Below are 18,364 nucleotides of genomic sequence, written 5' to 3'. Positions count from 1 at the left end.
TTTTTTGCCTGCCATATCAGGTTAATCAGTTATTAACGTTAAGCTCAGCTATTAGCGATAAACTGAGCACGCAGTTTTTCAATCTCATCACGTTTTTCAGCCGCCAGCTCAAACTCAAGGTCTTGAGCATGCTGGTACATCGCTGCTTCCAGTCTGCTGATTTCTTTTTCCAACTGTTGTGGCGACATCACTTCATAAGACTGAGACGGCTCCGCGACTTTCGATAATGGAACCTGTTTACCAGTACGCTGACGTTTGGACTTAGTTATATCACCTAGCTCCATGATGTCTTTGATATTGCGCGTCAATGCCTGCGGTACAATCCCCATTTCTTCATTGTACGCTTGCTGCTTCTCACGACGACGGTTGGTTTCATCCATCGCTTTCTTCATCGACTTGGTGATGGAGTCGGCATACAAAATGGCCTTACCTTCGATGTTTCGAGCAGCACGGCCGATAGTCTGGATCAGTGAGCGTTCCGAGCGCAAGAAGCCTTCTTTATCAGCATCCAATATCGCCACCAGCGACACTTCCGGCATATCCAAACCTTCTCGTAATAAGTTGATACCGACAAGCACGTCAAATTCGCCTAGTCGAAGATCTCGAATAATCTCGACACGCTCTACGGTATCAATATCGGAGTGAAGATAACGTACGCGAACATCGTGTTCATGCAGGTATTCGGTCAAATCTTCTGCCATGCGTTTGGTCAACGTTGTGACGAGGACTCGTTCATCTTTCACCGCACGAATACGAATCTCGGAAAGCAGATCATCGACCTGCGTCGCGACGGGACGAACTTCCAGTATAGGATCAAGTAATCCCGTAGGGCGAACAACTTGATCAGCAATATCGCCATCGGATTTTTCGAGTTCATAGTTACCCGGTGTCGCAGAAACAAAAATAGTCTGCGGCGCAAGCGACTCAAACTCTTCAAATTTAAGCGGGCGGTTATCCAGTGCTGAAGGTAAACGAAACCCGAATTCCACCAACGTTTCTTTACGAGAACGGTCACCTTTATACATGGCGCCAATTTGTGGGACGGTTACGTGTGACTCGTCAATAATCAATAAACCATCATGTGGTAGATAATCAAAAAGTGTCGGTGGCGGCTCTCCCTCAGCGCGACCACTGAGGTAACGAGAGTAGTTTTCGATTCCCGAGCAGAATCCAAGCTCATTCATCATCTCGATATCGAACTGTGTGCGCTGACTGATACGTTGTTCTTCCAACAGCTTATTGTTGTCCAATAACTGCTTTTTACGTACTTCGAGTTCCACTTTGATATTTTCAATCGCTTCTAGGACGCGATCGCGAGGCGTAACGTAATGCGTTTTCGGATAGATGGTATAACGCGGTAAATCGCGCTGTTTCACAACTCCGGTAAGTGGGTCAAACACGCTGATGCAGTCGACTTCGTCATCAAACATTTCAACTCGAACTGCATCTTGATCGGATTCAGCAGGAAAGATATCAATCACTTCACCACGAACGCGAAACTGGCCTCGCTCAAAGGCTACATCGTTACGTGAGTATTGCAGCTCAGCCAAGCGACGAAGCATGTCACGTTGGTCGATCACGTCGCCACGACGTAAATGCAACATCATTTGCAGATAAGACTCAGGATCACCCAAACCGTAAATGGCAGAGACCGACGCGACGATAATGGCATCTTTACGCTCTAATAACGCTTTGGTCGCGGATAATCGCATCTGTTCAATGTGAGCGTTAACAGATGCGTCTTTTTCGATAAACGTATCGGTGGTTGGCACATAAGCTTCTGGCTGGTAGTAATCGTAGTAAGAAACGAAATACTCAACCGCATTATTCGGGAAAAATGACTTCATCTCTCCATAAAGCTGCGCGGCCAGAGTTTTGTTAGGTGCGAGCAAAATTGCAGGACGTTGCGCTTGAGCGATCACATTCGCTAATGTGAATGTCTTACCTGAACCTGTCACACCTAACAGTGTCTGATGTGCTAAACCCGAGTCTAACCCCTCAAGTAATTGCTTAATTGCATCGGGTTGATCTCCTGATGGCTGATAACTAGAAACCAGCTCATAAACTTTGCTCATACCGTTCCTTAACTCTACTACGGACCAACTGTATATATACACACTATATATACACCTTAGTCAATGAAATCTATGCCTGTCGGAGTATTATCGACCATTACTATTAAATTTATGCCTTTGTACAACTCGCTATAGCCTTACCTGACATGCTCTGATATAGTACGTCGCCCTAGTCAATGATTATTCTCAAATATCATTTATCATATTTCCACAACTTTTCCCCAAAAAGCAGTACAAAGTAAGCTTATCCCCTAAAGTCTAATTTTTATCCACTTTGACTATTTCTACTCGATTACCAATAAACCTCTGTATTATCTGCCTAATTAGTGCATAATCCTGCTTACAAATGCAGAAAAAATAAACCGTGTTGCATATCAATTAACTTTACTCAGATTTCATCAACACACTTATCCACAAATTTAGTGGATAAGTAACCCTAGCCCTTTACTGGTAAGCCATACAAAAAAGTAAAGAGCCAACCGTGATATTTTTTCAAAAAAATGTATTTTATTCCTGTTGACAGTAGATTTTGGGGTCGGTAAGATTTGCCCCGCTTTCAAGCAAAGCAATTCCCCCTTAGTTCAGTTGGTAGAACGGCGGACTGTTAATCCGTATGTCGCAGGTTCGAGTCCCGCAGGGGGAGCCAAATTTCAGAAAAAGCCGTGTCGCAAGACGCGGCTTTTTCGTTTCCAAGCTGCGAATGATTTGTTCCAAGTAAATGTCTCAGACCGAATTTGGGGCCACCTAGCCTCCTGAGTCACTTTCCGACAAGATGCGTCAAAATCTGCTTAAGCAACAATCCTCTTCTACTCTTTTGTCTTACAAATCATTCACCAAATCTCTTATTTCGATAAAAATTCATCTATCTGAATCACATAGACGGCTATTTTTCCACCGTGTATATAAAACCACATCGTTCACTGGTTGTTATTGGTGTCACAAAACACGATAATATTGGGATCGGATTTTAAGAACGTAAAAACTATGACCGAATATGTTTTGTTGTTAGTCGGCACTGTGCTGGTAAACAACTTTGTACTGGTAAAATTTTTGGGCCTCTGTCCGTTTATGGGCGTGTCCAAAAAACTGGAAACAGCAATAGGTATGGGCTTAGCAACCACTTTCGTGCTAACGCTCGCGTCGGTGTGTTCATATTTAGTAGAAAGCTACATCCTTCGCCCATTAGGTATCGAATATCTAAGAACCATGAGTTTCATCTTGGTTATCGCTGTTGTGGTTCAGTTCACAGAGATGGTTGTGCACAAAACCAGCCCGACACTCTATCGCCTACTCGGCATCTTCTTACCGCTCATTACCACTAACTGTGCGGTACTTGGTGTTGCGCTGCTCAATATCAATGAGAACCATAACTTCATCGAATCTATCATTTATGGCTTTGGTGCAGCAGTTGGTTTTTCTATGGTATTAATTCTATTTGCCTCTATGCGTGAGCGAATTGCTGCCGCAGATGTACCGCTTCCTTTTAAAGGGGCCTCTATCGCTATGATCACTGCTGGTTTGATGTCGCTTGCCTTTATGGGCTTTACTGGTTTGGTGAAGTAAACGATGAGTACAATTCTAATTGCGATCATCGCACTCGCTGTGCTTGCTGCGATTTTCGGAGCCATCCTCGGATTTGCTTCTATTCGCTTCAAAGTTGAGGCGGACCCTATCGTCGATCAAATCGATGCTATTTTACCTCAAACCCAGTGTGGCCAATGTGGCTATCCAGGCTGTCGCCCATATGCAGAGGCGATTGCTAATGGTGACCATATCAACAAATGTCCTCCTGGCGGTCAGGCAACAATAGAAAAGCTAGCCGATCTCATGGGCGTAGAGCCAGAAGAGTCGGCACACGATCTTGATAATAAAGTTCCTACGGTCGCGTTCATTCATGAAGACATGTGCATTGGCTGTACCAAATGCATTCAGGCTTGTCCTGTCGATGCCATTGTTGGTGGCACCAAGGCCCTTCATACCGTTATCAAAGAAGAATGTACTGGTTGTGACTTGTGCGTAGCGCCATGTCCGACTGACTGTATTGAAATGATTCCTGTGGCAACCACCACAGACAGCTGGAAGTGGAAACTTAATACCATTCCAGTTGTGGATATTACGGATGCTGCCAAAGATGCAGCGAACGTGAAAGATTCAATTAATTAAGGTTTCGTATGTTGTCTTTGATTGAACAAATTCGTACTGGGTCGCTTTGGGATTTCCCAGGCGGTGTGCATCCGGCAGAAAATAAAAAACAATCCAATAAAGCAGAATTACTACGCGCAGCAATTCCGGCAGAGATCGTTCTGCCATTGAAACAGCATATTGGTAAAGCAGGTAACCTACTTGTTGCCGCAGGTGACAATGTACTAAAAGGCCAGCCTTTAACACAATCCGAAACCGGTTTTACGGTACCTGTTCATGCGCCAACATCAGGTAAAATCACCGCGATCGAGCCAAGAACGGTCGCTCACCCATCAGGGTTAAGTGAACTGTGCGCGGTTATCACGCCTGACGGTAAAGATACGTGGTGTAAGAAAACCCCTGTTGTCGATTACACACAAGAATCTGCAGATGCGCTAATCGACGTTATCCGTCTTGCGGGTATTTCGGGTATGGGTGGCGCAGGTTTCCCAACCGCGAAGAAAATTCAATCTGGCGTTGCTCGAACGGAAATCCTGATTGTTAACGCAGCGGAATGTGAGCCATATATTACAGCCGACGACAAACTTATTCAGGAACATGCCGATGAACTGATTCAGGGCATTGAGATTGTCGAACATATCCTAAAACCAAAACTGACGATCATTGGTATCGAAGATAACAAGCCAGATGCGATCAAAGCACTGGAGAATGCAGCTTTAAACAAAGACATTGTTATCCGCGTCATTCCAACGAAATACCCTTCAGGTGGCGAAAAGCAACTGATCAAAATTCTGACCAACAAAGAAGTACCAAGCGGTGCGATCCCTGCTGATATCGGCATTCTGGTTCAAAACGTAGGTTCTTTGTATTCAATCAAACGTGCCGTCATTGATGGCGAGCCAATGATTGAACGCGTTGTCACTCTGACAGGTAAAACCTTTAAGACGCCACGCAACGTATGGGCTCTTTTGGGAACCCCTGTTCAAGCGTTGCTTGATGAATTTGGCTACAAGGCCGATAAAAAGCTCCAACGTTTGATCATGGGCGGCCCAATGATGGGATTCACACTGCCCCACTCCCATGTTCCGATTACCAAGACTGCCAACTGTATTCTTGCACCAACTCGCTTTGAGATTTCAGCAAGCCAATACGAAATGGAATGTATCCGCTGTGGTCAATGTGCTGAAGCTTGCCCGGCGTCACTGCTTCCTCAGCAACTGCTTTGGCATTCCAAAGCAGAAGAATATGAAAAGCTTGAAGAGTTAAACCTCAAAGACTGTATTGAGTGTGGTGCGTGTGCATTTGTTTGCCCAAGTGAAATTCCACTGGTGCAATACTATCGTCAGGCAAAAGCCGAAATTCGCACCCGAGCGCAAGAAGCAGAAGCGGCTGAGCGAGCCAAACAGCGCTTTGAAGAGAAAAAAGCGCGTATGGAACGCGAAAAAGAAGAGCGAGAAAACCGCTTCAAGAAAGCTGCTGATGAACGCCGCAAAGATATGAAGTCTAAAGGTGGCGACGATGCGATAGCCGCTGCGATTGCGCGTGTGAAAGCTCAAAAAGCTAATGCAGAAGAGAAAGCAGAACCTGCCGTGAAACCAGCGGTTGCTGCTGCGATAGCGAAAGCAAAAGCCAAACAGGCCGCTGCCGCGGAAGCAGGCGCTGCAGAACCGGATAACACCGAGATGGCCAAGCTGCGTGAAGAGCGCAAGCGTCTGGCTAGAGAACGCAAAGCAGAAAAAGAGCAAAGTGAAGGTTCAAACGACACTGATGATAAAAAGTCAGCCGTGGCCGCTGCTATTGCTCGCGCCAAAGCTAAAAAGGCACAGCAAGAAGACACCAGCACCTCTGCTGAACCGGAAGATAAAAAAGCAGCGGTTGCTGCGGCTATAGCTCGTGCTAAAGCACGCAAGGCAGGACAAGAAGCAGATGCAAAACCGGCTAAAAATGAAGCGCTGGCTGAGCAAACAGACGATCCGAAAAAAGCAGCAGTCGCTGCGGCTATAGCCCGCGCTAAAGCACGTAAAGCAGGGCAAGAATCAGAAGCAAAACCGGCTGAAGATGAAGCGTCGGCTGAACAAGCGGAAGATCCGAAGAAAGCCGCCGTAGCTGCTGCCATTGCTCGTGCGAAAGCTCGTAAAGCTGTGCAAGAATCAGAATCAAAACCTGCTGAAGATGCAGCGCCGGCCGAACAAACCGACGATCCGAAGAAAGCCGCTGTCGCTGCTGCCATTGCTCGTGCGAAAGCTCGTAAAGCTCAGCAAGAATCAGAAGCAAAACCTGCTGAAGATGAAGCGCCGGCTGGACAAACCGACGATCCGAAGAAAGCCGCTGTCGCTGCTGCCATTGCCCGCGCGAAAGCTCGTAAAGCTCAGCAAGAATCAGAATCAAATCCCGCTGAAGATGAAGCGCCAGCTGAACAAACCGACGATCCGAAGAAAGCCGCTGTCGCTGCTGCCATAGCTCGCGCGAAAGCACGCAAAGCTCAGCAGGAAGCAGAATCAAAACCTGCTGAAGATGAAGCGCCAGCTGAACAAACTGACGATCCGAAGAAAGCCGCTGTCGCTGCTGCCATAGCTCGCGCGAAAGCCCGTAAAGCTCAGCAAGAATCAGAAGCAAAACCTGCTGAAGATGATGCATCGGCAGAGAAAGCAGAAGATCCAAAGAAAGCCGCCGTGGCTGCGGCTATTGCTCGTGCAAAAGCACGCAAAGCTCAGCAAGAAGCAGATAAAAATAATACCGAGGAGAACGAGTAATGTCGTTTTTTATAGCCAGCTCACCGCATACCCACAGTCGTCGTAGCACGCCTGATTTGATGAAATGGGTGGCACTGTGTGCGATCCCTGGTTTAGCGGCTCAAACTTACTTTTTTGGCTGGGGAACACTGATCCAGCTTATTTTTGCCATTGCTGTTGCGATATCTCTGGAAGCATTAGTGATGATCGCTCGCAAGCGCTCTCCAGTTCGAGCTCTTCGAGATAACAGTGCCATCGTTACCGCTTGGCTGCTGGCTGTTGCTATTCCGCCTTGGTCCCCTTGGTGGCTGACAGTGATCGGCTTAGTGTTTGCGATTGTCATAGCCAAACATCTCTATGGTGGCCTTGGGCAGAATCTGTTTAACCCTGCGATGGTGGCTTATGTTGTGCTGCTTATCTCCTTCCCGGTTCAAATGACGAGCTGGAGTGTTCCGACATCTCTGATTCCGGATCACGTGAATTTCGCCGACGTCCTATCGCTGATTTTTACTGGGTTTGATGGTGATGGCCTATCACTTCAGCAAGTTCGTGCAGGCGTAGATGGCGTGACAATGGCAACGCCACTCGATGCTTTTAAAACAGGTCTGCATACTGGCGCAACTCCAGGTGAAATCCTGTCACAGCCTATTTTTTCTGGTTTAGCGGGTGTTGGTTGGCAATGGGTTAATATTGCTTACTTCATTGGCGGACTGGTGATGATTAAAAAGCGTCTCATCCAATGGTACATTCCGGTGGGCTTCTTAGCGAGTCTGACGTTGTTTAGTCTGGTATTCTCGCTAATCACTCCGGGAGAAACAGCATCCCCGATATTCCATTTGCTATCGGGCGCGACCATGCTGGGTGCTTTCTTTATCGCTACGGATCCAGTCTCAGCTTCAACTACGGTAAAAGGTCGCCTAATTTTTGGCGCTCTAATTGGTGCACTCGTCTTTATCATTCGCAGTTGGGGTGGATTCCCTGATGGCGTTGCATTCGCCGTTCTGCTAGCCAATATGTGCGTGCCACTGATTGACTACTACACCAAACCTAGAACTTACGGGCACTGAGGTAAACATGTTAACCGCAATTAGAAAAAATGGTCTGACACTCGCTATCTTTGCTTGTGCCACAACAGGTCTGGTGGCATTGACTCAGTACTTAACCGAAGATCAAATCAAACAACAAGAACGCAAACAGTTGTTGTCGGTGCTTAATCAGGTCATTCCTGAGACCATGCATGACAACGCGTTAACGCAGGCGTGCACTATGGTCAGCTCACCAGAGCTTGGAACCTTACATGCAATGCCGGCTTATATTGCGACTAAAAATGGCGAACCAACCGCAATTGCAATTGAGTCCATCGCCCCAGACGGTTACAACGGTGAGATCAAAGTCATTACTGGCATTGATAACCAAGGGAAAATTCTGGGAACTCGCGTCCTCAGCCAAAAAGAAACACCGGGGTTAGGCGATAAAATCGACCTTCGTGTATCAGATTGGATCCTGAGTTTTACCGGAAAAGAAGTCACAGAAGCAAACTGGAACTCTTGGCGAGTTCGTAAAGACGGCGGTGATTTTGATCAGTTTACTGGCGCGACAATTACGCCAAGAGCAGTGGTCAAAGTGGTGAGAAACACCGTAAACTATGTCAATAACACCCGTGATGAGATTCTTAGTCAGCCCCTAGACTGCGCAGGAGGCAACCAATGAGTGAAAACAAACTGCTGATGAAAAACGGCATGTGGAGCAACAACCCAGCATTAGTTCAATTGCTTGGTCTTTGTCCTCTGCTGGCTGTGTCATCTACGATCACAAACGCACTTGGCCTTGGCATTGCTACGCTATTGGTGCTGGTCGGCTCAAACGTGACGGTCTCTCTTATCCGTAACTACGTGCCAAAAGAGGTCCGTATTCCGGTCTTCGTCATGATCATTGCTTCACTGGTTACCTGTGTACAGCTGTTAATGAATGCTTACGCATACGGTTTGTATCTTTCACTCGGTATCTTTATCCCGCTGATCGTAACCAACTGTATTATTATCGGCCGCGCAGAAGCTTATGCGTCGAAAAACGATGTACTGCCTTCAGCGTTAGACGGTTTATGGATGGGTCTGGGCATGACCAGTGTACTAGTTGTACTAGGTGCTATGCGTGAGCTCATTGGTAACGGCACGTTATTCGACGGTGCAGATTTACTACTAGGCGATTGGGCAGCTTCACTTAGAATTGAAGTGTTCCACTTTGGTAGCAGCTTCCTTCTGGCTCTGCTACCGCCAGGCGCTTTCATTGGTGTTGGCTTGCTGATCGCCTTAAAAAATATTATCGATAACTCGATTCAGGCACGACAACCAAAAGAAGAAAAACCGACCATTGAACGTGCCCGCGTCACCAACGCTTAGTACGCAGAATAAAAATTAGGCTCTACCATTCGTAGGGCCTTTTTAATCCGCCAAGACGGTACTGGAAATCCGCAATGAACAAAGTCAAAAGAATTGAAATTTTAGAACGATTAAGGGAAAACAACCCAAACCCTCAGACCGAGCTAAACTGGAACTCTCCCTTTGAACTGCTTATCGCTGTATTGCTCTCAGCACAAGCGACGGATGTGAGCGTAAACAAAGCCACTGACAAGCTCTTCCCTGTAGCAAATACGCCACAGAGCATGTTTGATTTAGGTGTTGATGGCTTAAAAGAATACATCAAGACCATTGGCCTGTTTAATTCGAAGGCAGAAAACACCATCAAAACCTGTAAGATCTTGCTGGAAAAGCACAACGGTGAAGTTCCGGAAGATCGTGCCGCACTTGAAGCCCTGCCTGGCGTTGGGAGAAAAACGGCAAACGTTGTGCTCAACACCGCTTTTGGCTGGCCCACCATTGCCGTCGATACGCATATTTATCGCGTATCGAATCGTACCAAATTCGCGATGGGTAAAACCGTCGATGATGTCGAGCAAAAACTATTAAAAGTGGTGCCGAAAGAGTTTAAATTAGACGTACACCACTGGCTTATCTTACATGGCAGATACACTTGTATTGCCCGTAAGCCCCGCTGTGGTAGCTGTATCATTGAAGATTTGTGCGAATATAAAGAGAAAGTATATCCAGATAGTTAATGCTATTTGAAAATGAAAGCTAGGAGTTAAAAATGTCAAACGGTCGAATTCTACACACTATGCTACGCGTTGGTGATCTAGACAAATCAATCAAGTTTTACACTGACGTTATGGGTATGAAGCTGCTTCGTACCAATGAAAACAAAGAGTACGAGTACACACTTGCCTTCCTAGGCTTCGGCGATGAGTCAGAAGGTGCGGTTATTGAGCTGACTTACAACTGGGGTACAACCGAGTATGACCTGGGCAATGCTTATGGTCATATCGCAATCGGCGTAGATGACATCTACACGACTTGTGACGCTATTAAAGCGGTTGGCGGTAATGTAACGCGTGAACCAGGTCCGGTTAAAGGTGGTACGACTCACATCGCTTTCGTAAAAGATCCAGATGGCTACATGATCGAGCTGATCCAAAACAAACAAGCAACTGCTGGTCTAGAAGGTTAATACGTCTCTAGTTAACGGTTGTTAAAAGCATGAACGAAAGGCAGGTGTGAGACCTGCCTTTTTATTTGTAAACAAAACACTTTACTTGATAATAGTTATCGTTTAGATTTAAGTCCAACTTCGATATGTGGGATAACGATAATGATCAGTGAATGGGAAAAACACACACTTCTGGCCGATACCGCCCTTCAATTAGATGACCCTATACGTAGTATTCTTCATTATCAACAGGCGCTTAGGTTAAGTGAAGACATCAGTGAATGTGTGGAGATTGAAGCTGACGAACGCCTGTTAATCTCAGTTATTTCCTGTCATAACCTAGCACAATTCTGGCGCTGGGCAGGTGACACAGAATATGAGCTCCGATACCTTCAACTGGCGTCTGAAAGAGTCCTGACTCTCATTCCTCAATGCCCAAATAAGGACTGCGCAAGCTTTATGGAATCCATTGGTTGCTGCACAAAAGCACTGATTGATTTTATGAAACGTCATCCTAACCCTGTGATTGCTAAACAAGTTGAAAAAATCGACACCGCCACTAACTGTGAAATCATCGCCAAGTTTCGCCTGAACTAGAGGAAACGGCTCAAGTCCGTTTTAATACTAGGTTCTATCAAATCACTCTCACCATCGGCAATCTGAAGTGACGCGAACACTAGACTTGTGTTCGCCCCAAAGAAATCACAACGCGGCGGTTTTTATCTTTACCAATTGGCGAGCTATTGTCAGCGATTGGTCGACGCTTACCATAGCCTTGCACCTGAATACGATCTTCTGGTAGACCTAAGGATTTGAAATAGTTTCGTAGCGATTCTGCACGTCTTTCCGATAAATCCTGGCTGGCACTTTTGCCATCGGTCGAGTCGGTATAAGTGGCAACTAGCACTAAATCAATGTCTTGATTATGGCGGACATAATCCGCTATTTGCGACAATCGCTTTTTAGATGCTTTGGTCAGTTGATCGCCCAGACGTTGGTAATGCAAAATCGTAAACGCAATATCTTCAAAACTGTACTTCAATAAATTGGCAATACAATCGCTGAAGGCATCATATTTACTTTGAAACAGCACCGATGACAGTGCAACTTCGATTCTTTGATCACCACTTTGCCAGTCCTGATAACTAAAGGTTGGATAACGGCCTTTCTCTAGTTCAGACAAAATACCCCACGCTGTTTGACCACCCACGTAGCCGTCAAACTGCTTGAAGAATTTTAGGTTAGTAATGCGATCCGCATGCTCACCCGGACGCCATGGTGGAGGCATCGATATCAGGCTCACACTACGAGTCTCCCCCATTGGGCGACGCATCTTTAACTCGAAGTCTAAATTGATCTTTTTACTCGCATGTGACGAAAATACCGCGTCACCGAAACTTGGGATGGGATGTACAAGTTGACATTCGAGTGGTGTGTTAACAATCATCTCCCATTGAGACTGCTGCGGCGTTGCGACATAACGCTTGCTCAACTCCGCGTGACTGCTAGCGCTAAACAATGAAAACATAACACCACTGGTTATCAGCCATTTATTCATCTGCGATCATTCTCTTAAATGGCAGTCTTTTGCCGCCAATCTGCATCAATTCAAAAACAATCACTTCTAATGCAATAATCCCGCCAATAACTAAACAAATCCTGTTTTATACCTGCTAGCAATCAATATTTGCGGTCAGATTAATGGACGGCGACAAAATAAAAGTAGCGTTTCAGTGGCTGTTACCTACGGATTTCGCACCACTGTGACGAATTGAGTATCTAAAAAGCAGAATTGTATTTTTATCTGATATTGCGGTTTTTCTCATCGTAAGAATCTGTAATAATGCCGCCCTCGTCACACAAAAATAAGCCAACATGACAATAGAAAATGAAGCTCTAACCCTGAAAAAGCGTTTTCGTGGTTATTTCCCTGTGGTAGTTGACGTTGAGACCGCGGGTTTCAATGCTCAAACTGATGCACTTTTAGAAATATGTGCCGTTACCCTTCGCATGGATGAAGACGGTGTCCTGCATCCAGCCTCTACCATTCATTTTCATGTTGAGCCGTTTGAAGGTGCGAACTTGGAGAAAGAAGCGTTAGAATTCAATGGCATTCGTGACCCTTTTAGCCCACTACGTGGCGCAGTTTCTGAACAAGAAGCGTTAAAAGAAATTTATAAGCTCATCCGTAAAGAGCAAAAAGCCGCAGACTGTTCACGAGCGATCATGGTTGCGCATAATGCCGCTTTCGACCTAGGTTTTGTTAACGCAGCGAACGAACGTTGCAAACTAAAACGAGTCCCTTTCCATCCGTTTGCCACTTTTGACACAGCTGCACTAAGTGGTCTTGCTTACGGCCAAACCGTTCTTGCTAAAGCATGTAAAACGGCGGGTATGGAATTCGACAATCGTGAAGCGCATTCGGCACTTTACGATACACAAAAAACTGCAGAGTTATTCTGTGGCATTGTTAACAAATGGAAGGCCCTGGGTGGTTGGCCGCTTGTTGACGAAAACAATAAGTAAACACAATATATTGGAAAAAGTATGAATCCTGTCGTTATTTCTGTTTGCGTCATGCTCGTGTTAGCGTTGATGCGGGTAAACGTGGTGGTCGCCCTCACGTTCAGTGCCATTGTCGGTGGTCTTGTCGCTGGCATGAGCCTAGGCGATACCGTTGCTGCTTTTGAAAGCGGTCTCGGTGGCGGTGCAACTATTGCTTTAAGCTACGCGATGCTCGGTACATTTGCCGTTGCAATCTCTAAGTCTGGTATCACTGACCTGTTAGCTAAAGATGTGATTAAACGCATCAATGGTAAAGAAAGTTCTGCATCAACGACCGGTTTAAAATACGCGGTATTGGTCGCATTGATCTTAGTTACCATGTCTTCTCAGAACGTGATTCCTGTCCATATCGCCTTTATTCCAATTTTGATTCCACCTCTTTTGGGCGTATTTGCGAAGCTTAAATTGGATCGCCGTCTGATTGCCTGTGTTCTGACTTTTGGCCTAATCACGCCATACATGGTGTTACCTGTAGGTTTTGGTGGCATCTTCTTAAACAACATCCTATTAAAGAACTTACATGACAACGGCCTAGAAAACGTTGTGGCAAGCCAAGTTCCAACGGCGATGTTGCTTCCTGGTGCAGGTATGATTTTTGGCTTATTGATCGCGATTTTTGTCAGCTACCGTAAGCCTCGTATCTATGAAGAAACCGAGTTGACCGTTGTCCACGAAACAAATCATGTGATCAATAAACAACACATCCTTGTTGCTGCGATCGGCATTGTCGCTGCGTTGAGTGTTCAGCTATACACGGGCTCAATGATCATTGGTGCACTGGCTGGTTTTATGGTCTTTACCTTTGGTGGCGTGATTGCGTGGAAAGAAACGCACGACGTATTCACTAAAGGCGTTCACATGATGGCTATGATTGGCTTTATCATGATCGCTGCAGCAGGTTTTGCCGCAGTAATGAAGCAAACTGGTGGCGTAGAAACCTTGGTTCAATCGCTTTCTACAAGTATCGGCGATAACAAACCACTGGCTGCATTGCTGATGCTGGTTGTGGGCTTGCTGGTAACTATGGGTATTGGCTCTTCGTTCTCAACGATCCCAATTATTGCGACCATTTATGTACCACTTTCATTAGCGTTTGGCTTCTCACCGATGGCAACAATTGCGCTAGTTGGTACCGCAGCAGCACTCGGTGACGCAGGTTCTCCAGCTTCTGACTCAACTTTAGGTCCAACGTCGGGTCTGAATGCCGATGGCCAACATGAGCACATTTGGGAAACCGTAGTACCGACCTTTATCCACTACAATATCCCACTGATCATCTTCGGTTGGATTGCTGCAATGGTGCTTTAGTATCCGTTCTTTAATAGAATTCGTTGATACACTTAGTTACGAAAAAGCCGCTCAATGAGCGGCTTTTTCTTATCTAAAATCTACATTATTGTGCAGGCATATTATCGATGATGTGTTCACGAATTAGCTTTAGCGTTGTTTCCGTCGACAAATAATCAACTTCAATCGGGAAATAGGCATCGTTGATTTGCAGAACCAAACTCGGATAAGAGTTCACCCCAAGGCTTCTGGCTAAACTCAGCTGATCTTGGAATACGCCCTCTAGCAGGGTGCCATCCATATCGTTTTTGAACTGCTGGACATTCAAGCCAATCTCTTTTGCTAGCTGTAAATGCGTCGCTTCTTCATGAGGTGGTAACGCTCGCAGATAATAAGCATGCTGAATCGCTTCCAACATCTGTTCATAGCTGTCCTGAAAACCCGCAGCAATAACAGCTCGGCAAGACTGGTAAGTACTTCTTACTGGCGTACACAATTTCCAAAAGTCGTAGTTGAACTTAGTTCCTAACTGACGCTCAATCTGCTGCCAAATCCCTTCGAGCTTTTGTTGCATCTCTGGTGGCATTGGTAAATTTGTATCTGGTGCAAGCCCACCCACCACATACTCAAATTGAATCACACCCGGCAGTTGCTGCTTCAGTTTATCGATGGTTGGTTTGTATCCCCAACACCAACTGCACATAGGATCATGCACGTAGTAAAGCTTTATGTTCATTCCACTACCTTAAAAAAGAAAAAAGGAGCCAGTGCGGCTCCCTCGTATTCTATCGCTAAATGTGAGTATTTACGAATTACTCAGCTTCACCTTCAGCGCGTGCTGCAGCTTCTTTGATTAGCGGCTGAAGTTCACCTTTCTGGAACATTTCCAGGATGATGTCACAACCACCAATTAGCTCACCTTCAATCCACAGTTGTGGGAACGTTGGCCATTGCGCGTATTTTGGTAACTCAGCACGGATGTCTGGGTTTTGTAGAATGTCTACGTAAGCGAACTTCTCACCACATGCCATTAGTGCTTGTGACGCTTGAGAAGAGAAACCACAGCTTGGCAGTTTCGGTGATCCTTTCATGTACAGCAGGATAGAGTTTTCTGAAATCTGCTGTTTGATTTTGTCGATAGTTTCCATCGCTTCCTCATTCATAGGTTTTAACTTTGTTTATCTGCCACATTCTACTCAATAACGGCAGAATAAAAACCATATAATTGATATGGTTTAAACTAAGCTTGTTTGATGACGCAAGATTCATCACTTCGTCACAGCTAACATCTTAAAATATTTTCATATCGGGGTTTTAATAAAGTAAAAACTTGCTAAAATACCTAGCAAGTCAGTCGTATCGACTCAGAACGAATAAAAACACTGGAAGCAATCGAAAGGTTACCCTTTCATATCAATGGAGAATCGAGTAATGGCATTTGAACTACCAGCTCTTCCTTACGCGAAAGACGCACTAGAACCACACATCTCAGCAGAGACTCTAGATTACCACCACGGTAAGCACCACAACACTTACGTAGTTAAGCTAAACGGTCTTATTCCTGGTACTGAGTTCGAAGGCAAAACTCTAGAAGAGATCATCAAGACTTCTACTGGTGGCGTATTCAACAACGCTGCTCAAATCTGGAACCACACGTTCTACTGGCACTGTCTAGCTCCAAACGCGGGCGGCGAGCCAACTGGCGCAGTTGCTGATGCAATCAACGCAGCATTCGGTTCTTTCGAAGAATTCAAAGCGAAGTTCACTGATGCAGCAATCAACAACTTCGGTTCTTCATGGACTTGGCTAGTTAAGAAGGCTGACGGTTCTCTAGACATCGTTAACACTTCTAACGCAGCAACTCCTCTAACAGAAGAAGGTGTAACTCCACTTCTAACTGTTGACCTATGGGAACACGCGTACTACATCGATTACCGCAACGTACGTCCTGATTACATGAATGGCTTCTGGGCTCTTGTAAACTGGGATTTCGTAGCAGAGAACCTAGCGAAATAATTTACTTCCCCCTAGTTCAATTTAGTCTTATTCAAAAGCTCGCTAATACAGCGGGCTTTTTTATTACAGCCCCCTTCAATACCCTCTTAGTGCTTTCTTTTTTCTAAAGTTCTTCTGATTCATGCCGCTATAAAAGCATCTTACGAGGAGCACCATGCAAATTCATACTTTAGACAAAGCAGCAATTATCAACGAACTACAATTCGGTTATGGTATTAATAGTGCCGTACACGAAGGTCGTCGTGCCGATTTTGCTTTGATTCTATCTATGTTTTCGAACGATGTGCGCGATGTGGTTCCTGTAGAAGAAGTCAGCGAAGTAAAGGCAAGTGACGAAGTTCTACGTCAGCAATTTGGCCTTTCTCAACCACAAAGTTTGCGTTCAGACAGCAGCAGTTATGCACTCGCTGCAGAACAAGCGAAACAGTTTCACAATGCAGGCTTACCTTCCGCAAAGCTTAGCCACTACCTCAAGCCAGATGCGCTAACTTATATGCCCCAAGACACATTTGACCTTCCAGAAGAGGTCTACCATAACCTATCAGGCCATGAGAGACGTCGTTTAGGTACGAGAAATCAGAATCTTATTGCTGATGCCGGGCTATATAACCAACTGGTTACCGCTCAGCGCCAATATCAAATTCAAACTCGGGCTTAGTATTCAACTTTTCACTACCTGATTACACTTGTAACACATACGAAATGTGACGACTTACTAATTCCCACACAATAGTCTTCCCCCAAAAGCGTTAGTTTGAAGCTTTTCACACTGAGCCGTTTGAAATTAATCCATGCTGTTAGCACAAACCACTGGTTTATACGGAGCTGTGTAGGTGTTATATGGATATCAAAGAATCAATTATACTCGTCACATCAGCAGGTTCAGTCATTGGCAGAACATGCTCTAGCCACTTTGCCCACCTCGGCGCCACGTTGATTCTATGTGATCAAAATGCCGACTCGCTTAAGGAAAGTTACGAGCAAATTAGCGCGTTTACCAATAAGGTTTTCGCCATGCACGTATGCAGTGACGACACAACTTCGATCAACTTGTTATTTGACCAAATAGAATCCGAACTTGGCGCAACACCAGATGTGGTGGTCAATTGCTGGACCAGCTCCCCAATGCCAAGCTTAATGGCGCCAGAACCAATGAGTATATATATCGACCATCTTTCTTCTGCCGCTCGTTTTCTTTATACCTATGGGCAGGTTGCCGCAGATCGTTTCCGTAGCCGGAATAAGAAAGGCGTTATCGTTAATGTGATTTCGCATGATAACCACGAAGATCTGACTGGCGTAGAAAGTTTGGCGGCGTTGGTATCTGGGTTCACTCATAGCTGGGCAAAAGAGCTGACTCCTTTCAATATCAGGGTCGGTGGTGTAATCCCATCGGTCTCTCATACCAAAGAAGATTTAGACGCGATCCATTGGGCGGAAATACAAGATGAGCTAGTACGTAATACTGAGTACATAGTCGCGAATGAGTACTTTAGCGGTAGAGTCGTATCTACCGAAGTCTAAAAAATGGTATCTGTTTGATTCGTCATCAATACAGGAATGCGCTTGAAGGTTGAACAAAGAAGATAAAAAAAGCCCCAGTCATTTGACTGGGGCTTTTAACTTTTCCCGATTAAGGTTTCGTGCTAGCGAAAACCTTGTTCAAACAACGCTTACTTACGCGTCTGCTTTTTCTTTTTTAGCTTTAGGAGCAGGTTTCGCTGCTTCTTGGTCTGCTTTTTTCTTGATTACAGTAGTACCTTCGAAAGTTTCACCTTCAACGAAAGCTTTACCGTAGTAAGAAGCAGTCAGAACTTCTTTCAACTCGCTGATTAGTGGGTAGCGAGGGTTCGCACCAGTACATTGGTCATCGAACGCTTCAACCGCTAGCTCATCCAGTTTCGCGAAGAAGTCTGCTTCAGCAACACCAGCCGCCTGAATAGACATTGGGATGTCTAGGTTAGCTTTTAGCTCATCCATCCATGCTAGTAGACGTTCAATCTT

General features: G+C 45.5%; 18 protein-coding genes, 1 tRNA gene and 1 pseudogene. 15 read left to right on the top strand and 5 right to left on the bottom strand.

Features of this window, described 5'->3' with window-relative positions; all coding sequences use genetic code 11:
* Positions 1-44: 44 nt before the first annotated feature.
* On the bottom strand, positions 45-2,075 hold the full coding sequence (gene uvrB, locus V1U08_RS16920; protein ID WP_065299959.1) for an excinuclease ABC subunit UvrB: 2,031 nt from the start codon (positions 2,073-2,075) through the stop codon (positions 45-47).
* 570 nt (positions 2,076-2,645) lie between these two features.
* Between uvrB and V1U08_RS16915 the strand changes: the two genes are divergently transcribed.
* The 10 genes from V1U08_RS16915 to V1U08_RS16870 all read left to right on the top strand — a co-directional run bounded on the left by V1U08_RS16915 (position 2,646) and on the right by V1U08_RS16870 (position 11,089).
* Positions 2,646-2,721, top strand: a tRNA-Asn gene (locus tag V1U08_RS16915).
* Between the two features lie 338 nt (positions 2,722-3,059).
* Entirely contained in the window at positions 3,060-3,638 is a 579-nt protein-coding gene (gene rsxA, locus V1U08_RS16910; protein WP_014232537.1) for an electron transport complex subunit RsxA, read from the top strand.
* Positions 3,639-3,641: 3 nt separating this feature from the next.
* Positions 3,642-4,238, top strand: coding sequence for an electron transport complex subunit RsxB (gene rsxB / locus V1U08_RS16905; RefSeq protein ID WP_014232538.1), 597 nt, complete (start codon positions 3,642-3,644; stop codon positions 4,236-4,238).
* Between the two features lie 8 nt (positions 4,239-4,246).
* A complete protein-coding gene (rsxC, locus tag V1U08_RS16900) occupies positions 4,247-6,970 on the top strand; it encodes an electron transport complex subunit RsxC (RefSeq protein WP_330471064.1) in 2,724 nt (907 codons plus the stop codon).
* The gene (gene rsxD, locus V1U08_RS16895) at positions 6,970-8,016 is read left to right on the top strand and encodes an electron transport complex subunit RsxD (RefSeq protein ID WP_118118983.1); all 1,047 of its coding nucleotides are present in this window, start codon (positions 6,970-6,972) and stop codon (positions 8,014-8,016) included. The genes rsxC and rsxD overlap by 1 nt, the downstream gene beginning before the upstream one ends.
* Before the next feature lie 7 nt (positions 8,017-8,023).
* Positions 8,024-8,659 carry an electron transport complex subunit RsxG gene (gene rsxG / locus V1U08_RS16890; protein WP_330471063.1) on the top strand — a complete coding sequence of 212 codons (636 nt, stop codon included), beginning with the start codon at positions 8,024-8,026 and terminating at the stop codon, positions 8,657-8,659.
* Complete coding sequence (locus V1U08_RS16885; protein ID WP_330471062.1) at positions 8,656-9,348, top strand: electron transport complex subunit E; 693 nt, start codon at positions 8,656-8,658, stop codon at positions 9,346-9,348. Before rsxG ends, V1U08_RS16885 begins: the two co-directional genes overlap by 4 nt.
* A 74-nt stretch (positions 9,349-9,422) precedes the next feature.
* Positions 9,423-10,064, top strand: coding sequence for an endonuclease III (gene nth, locus V1U08_RS16880; RefSeq protein ID WP_065302659.1), 642 nt, complete (start codon positions 9,423-9,425; stop codon positions 10,062-10,064).
* Between the two features lie 32 nt (positions 10,065-10,096).
* A complete protein-coding gene (gene gloA, locus V1U08_RS16875; protein WP_014232544.1) occupies positions 10,097-10,513 on the top strand; it encodes a lactoylglutathione lyase in 417 nt (138 codons plus the stop codon).
* A gap of 141 nt (positions 10,514-10,654) precedes the next feature.
* On the top strand, positions 10,655-11,089 hold the full coding sequence (locus V1U08_RS16870) for a DUF2753 domain-containing protein (RefSeq protein WP_014232545.1): 435 nt from the start codon (positions 10,655-10,657) through the stop codon (positions 11,087-11,089).
* Positions 11,090-11,168: 79 nt separating this feature from the next.
* Here the strand turns inward: V1U08_RS16870 and motY are convergent, their stop codons facing one another.
* Entirely contained in the window at positions 11,169-12,050 is an 882-nt protein-coding gene (gene motY / locus V1U08_RS16865) for a flagellar protein MotY (RefSeq protein WP_239947394.1), read from the bottom strand.
* A gap of 317 nt (positions 12,051-12,367) precedes the next feature.
* Here motY and rnt point away from each other — a divergent pair, with 317 nt between their 5' ends.
* Entirely contained in the window at positions 12,368-13,018 is a 651-nt protein-coding gene (rnt, locus tag V1U08_RS16860) for a ribonuclease T (RefSeq protein WP_020335678.1), read from the top strand.
* A 21-nt stretch (positions 13,019-13,039) separates the two neighbouring features.
* Entirely contained in the window at positions 13,040-14,365 is a 1,326-nt protein-coding gene (locus V1U08_RS16855) for a Na+/H+ antiporter family protein (RefSeq protein ID WP_014232548.1), read from the top strand.
* A gap of 85 nt (positions 14,366-14,450) precedes the next feature.
* On the opposite strand, the gene V1U08_RS16850 is transcribed toward V1U08_RS16855, so the two are convergent.
* Both V1U08_RS16850 and V1U08_RS16845 read right to left on the bottom strand, forming a co-directional pair.
* Entirely contained in the window at positions 14,451-15,080 is a 630-nt protein-coding gene (locus tag V1U08_RS16850; RefSeq protein WP_330471061.1) for a DsbA family protein, read from the bottom strand.
* Positions 15,081-15,156: 76 nt separating this feature from the next.
* Positions 15,157-15,492, bottom strand: a complete 336-nt coding sequence (locus V1U08_RS16845) for a Grx4 family monothiol glutaredoxin (protein WP_014232550.1) — start codon at positions 15,490-15,492, stop codon at positions 15,157-15,159.
* 283 nt (positions 15,493-15,775) lie between these two features.
* On the opposite strand from V1U08_RS16845, the gene sodB reads away from it, so the two are divergent.
* From sodB to V1U08_RS16830, 3 genes are all read left to right on the top strand, one after another.
* Positions 15,776-16,360 (top strand): superoxide dismutase [Fe], encoded by a 585-nt coding sequence (gene sodB, locus V1U08_RS16840; protein WP_014232551.1) that lies wholly within the window; start codon positions 15,776-15,778, stop codon positions 16,358-16,360.
* A 154-nt stretch (positions 16,361-16,514) separates the two neighbouring features.
* Complete coding sequence (locus V1U08_RS16835) at positions 16,515-17,018, top strand: VC2046/SO_2500 family protein (RefSeq protein ID WP_243974191.1); 504 nt, start codon at positions 16,515-16,517, stop codon at positions 17,016-17,018.
* Between the two features lie 182 nt (positions 17,019-17,200).
* Positions 17,201-17,884, top strand: a complete 684-nt coding sequence (locus tag V1U08_RS16830; RefSeq protein ID WP_065297150.1) for an SDR family oxidoreductase — start codon at positions 17,201-17,203, stop codon at positions 17,882-17,884.
* A gap of 153 nt (positions 17,885-18,037) precedes the next feature.
* Here the strand turns inward: V1U08_RS16830 and V1U08_RS16825 are convergent.
* Positions 18,038-18,364, bottom strand: a pseudogene (locus tag V1U08_RS16825) (bifunctional acetaldehyde-CoA/alcohol dehydrogenase); the annotation flags it as partial.

The organism is Vibrio sp. YYF0003 (assembly GCF_036350715.1).
Classification (GTDB): Bacteria; Pseudomonadota; Gammaproteobacteria; order Enterobacterales; family Vibrionaceae; genus Vibrio; species Vibrio natriegens.
The sequence above is the reverse complement of the archived record's forward strand: the minus strand, read 5'-3'. Positions and strand labels throughout refer to the sequence as shown.

What these genes read in the sequence shown, in the direction of transcription:
- uvrB (WP_065299959.1), bottom strand. Translation starts at nt 2,075, where the DNA reads ATGAGCAAAGTTTATGAGCTGGTTTCTAGTTATCAGCCATCAGGAGAT.
- rsxA (WP_014232537.1), top strand. Translation starts at nt 3,060, where the DNA reads ATGACCGAATATGTTTTGTTGTTAGTCGGCACTGTGCTGGTAAACAAC.
- rsxB (WP_014232538.1), top strand. Translation starts at nt 3,642, where the DNA reads ATGAGTACAATTCTAATTGCGATCATCGCACTCGCTGTGCTTGCTGCG.
- rsxC (WP_330471064.1), top strand. Translation starts at nt 4,247, where the DNA reads ATGTTGTCTTTGATTGAACAAATTCGTACTGGGTCGCTTTGGGATTTC.
- rsxD (WP_118118983.1), top strand. Translation starts at nt 6,970, where the DNA reads ATGTCGTTTTTTATAGCCAGCTCACCGCATACCCACAGTCGTCGTAGC.
- rsxG (WP_330471063.1), top strand. Translation starts at nt 8,024, where the DNA reads ATGTTAACCGCAATTAGAAAAAATGGTCTGACACTCGCTATCTTTGCT.
- V1U08_RS16885 (WP_330471062.1), top strand. Translation starts at nt 8,656, where the DNA reads ATGAGTGAAAACAAACTGCTGATGAAAAACGGCATGTGGAGCAACAAC.
- nth (WP_065302659.1), top strand. Translation starts at nt 9,423, where the DNA reads ATGAACAAAGTCAAAAGAATTGAAATTTTAGAACGATTAAGGGAAAAC.
- gloA (WP_014232544.1), top strand. Translation starts at nt 10,097, where the DNA reads ATGTCAAACGGTCGAATTCTACACACTATGCTACGCGTTGGTGATCTA.
- V1U08_RS16870 (WP_014232545.1), top strand. Translation starts at nt 10,655, where the DNA reads ATGATCAGTGAATGGGAAAAACACACACTTCTGGCCGATACCGCCCTT.
- motY (WP_239947394.1), bottom strand. Translation starts at nt 12,050, where the DNA reads ATGAATAAATGGCTGATAACCAGTGGTGTTATGTTTTCATTGTTTAGC.
- rnt (WP_020335678.1), top strand. Translation starts at nt 12,368, where the DNA reads ATGACAATAGAAAATGAAGCTCTAACCCTGAAAAAGCGTTTTCGTGGT.
- V1U08_RS16855 (WP_014232548.1), top strand. Translation starts at nt 13,040, where the DNA reads ATGAATCCTGTCGTTATTTCTGTTTGCGTCATGCTCGTGTTAGCGTTG.
- V1U08_RS16850 (WP_330471061.1), bottom strand. Translation starts at nt 15,080, where the DNA reads ATGAACATAAAGCTTTACTACGTGCATGATCCTATGTGCAGTTGGTGT.
- V1U08_RS16845 (WP_014232550.1), bottom strand. Translation starts at nt 15,492, where the DNA reads ATGGAAACTATCGACAAAATCAAACAGCAGATTTCAGAAAACTCTATC.
- sodB (WP_014232551.1), top strand. Translation starts at nt 15,776, where the DNA reads ATGGCATTTGAACTACCAGCTCTTCCTTACGCGAAAGACGCACTAGAA.
- V1U08_RS16835 (WP_243974191.1), top strand. Translation starts at nt 16,515, where the DNA reads ATGCAAATTCATACTTTAGACAAAGCAGCAATTATCAACGAACTACAA.
- V1U08_RS16830 (WP_065297150.1), top strand. Translation starts at nt 17,201, where the DNA reads ATGGATATCAAAGAATCAATTATACTCGTCACATCAGCAGGTTCAGTC.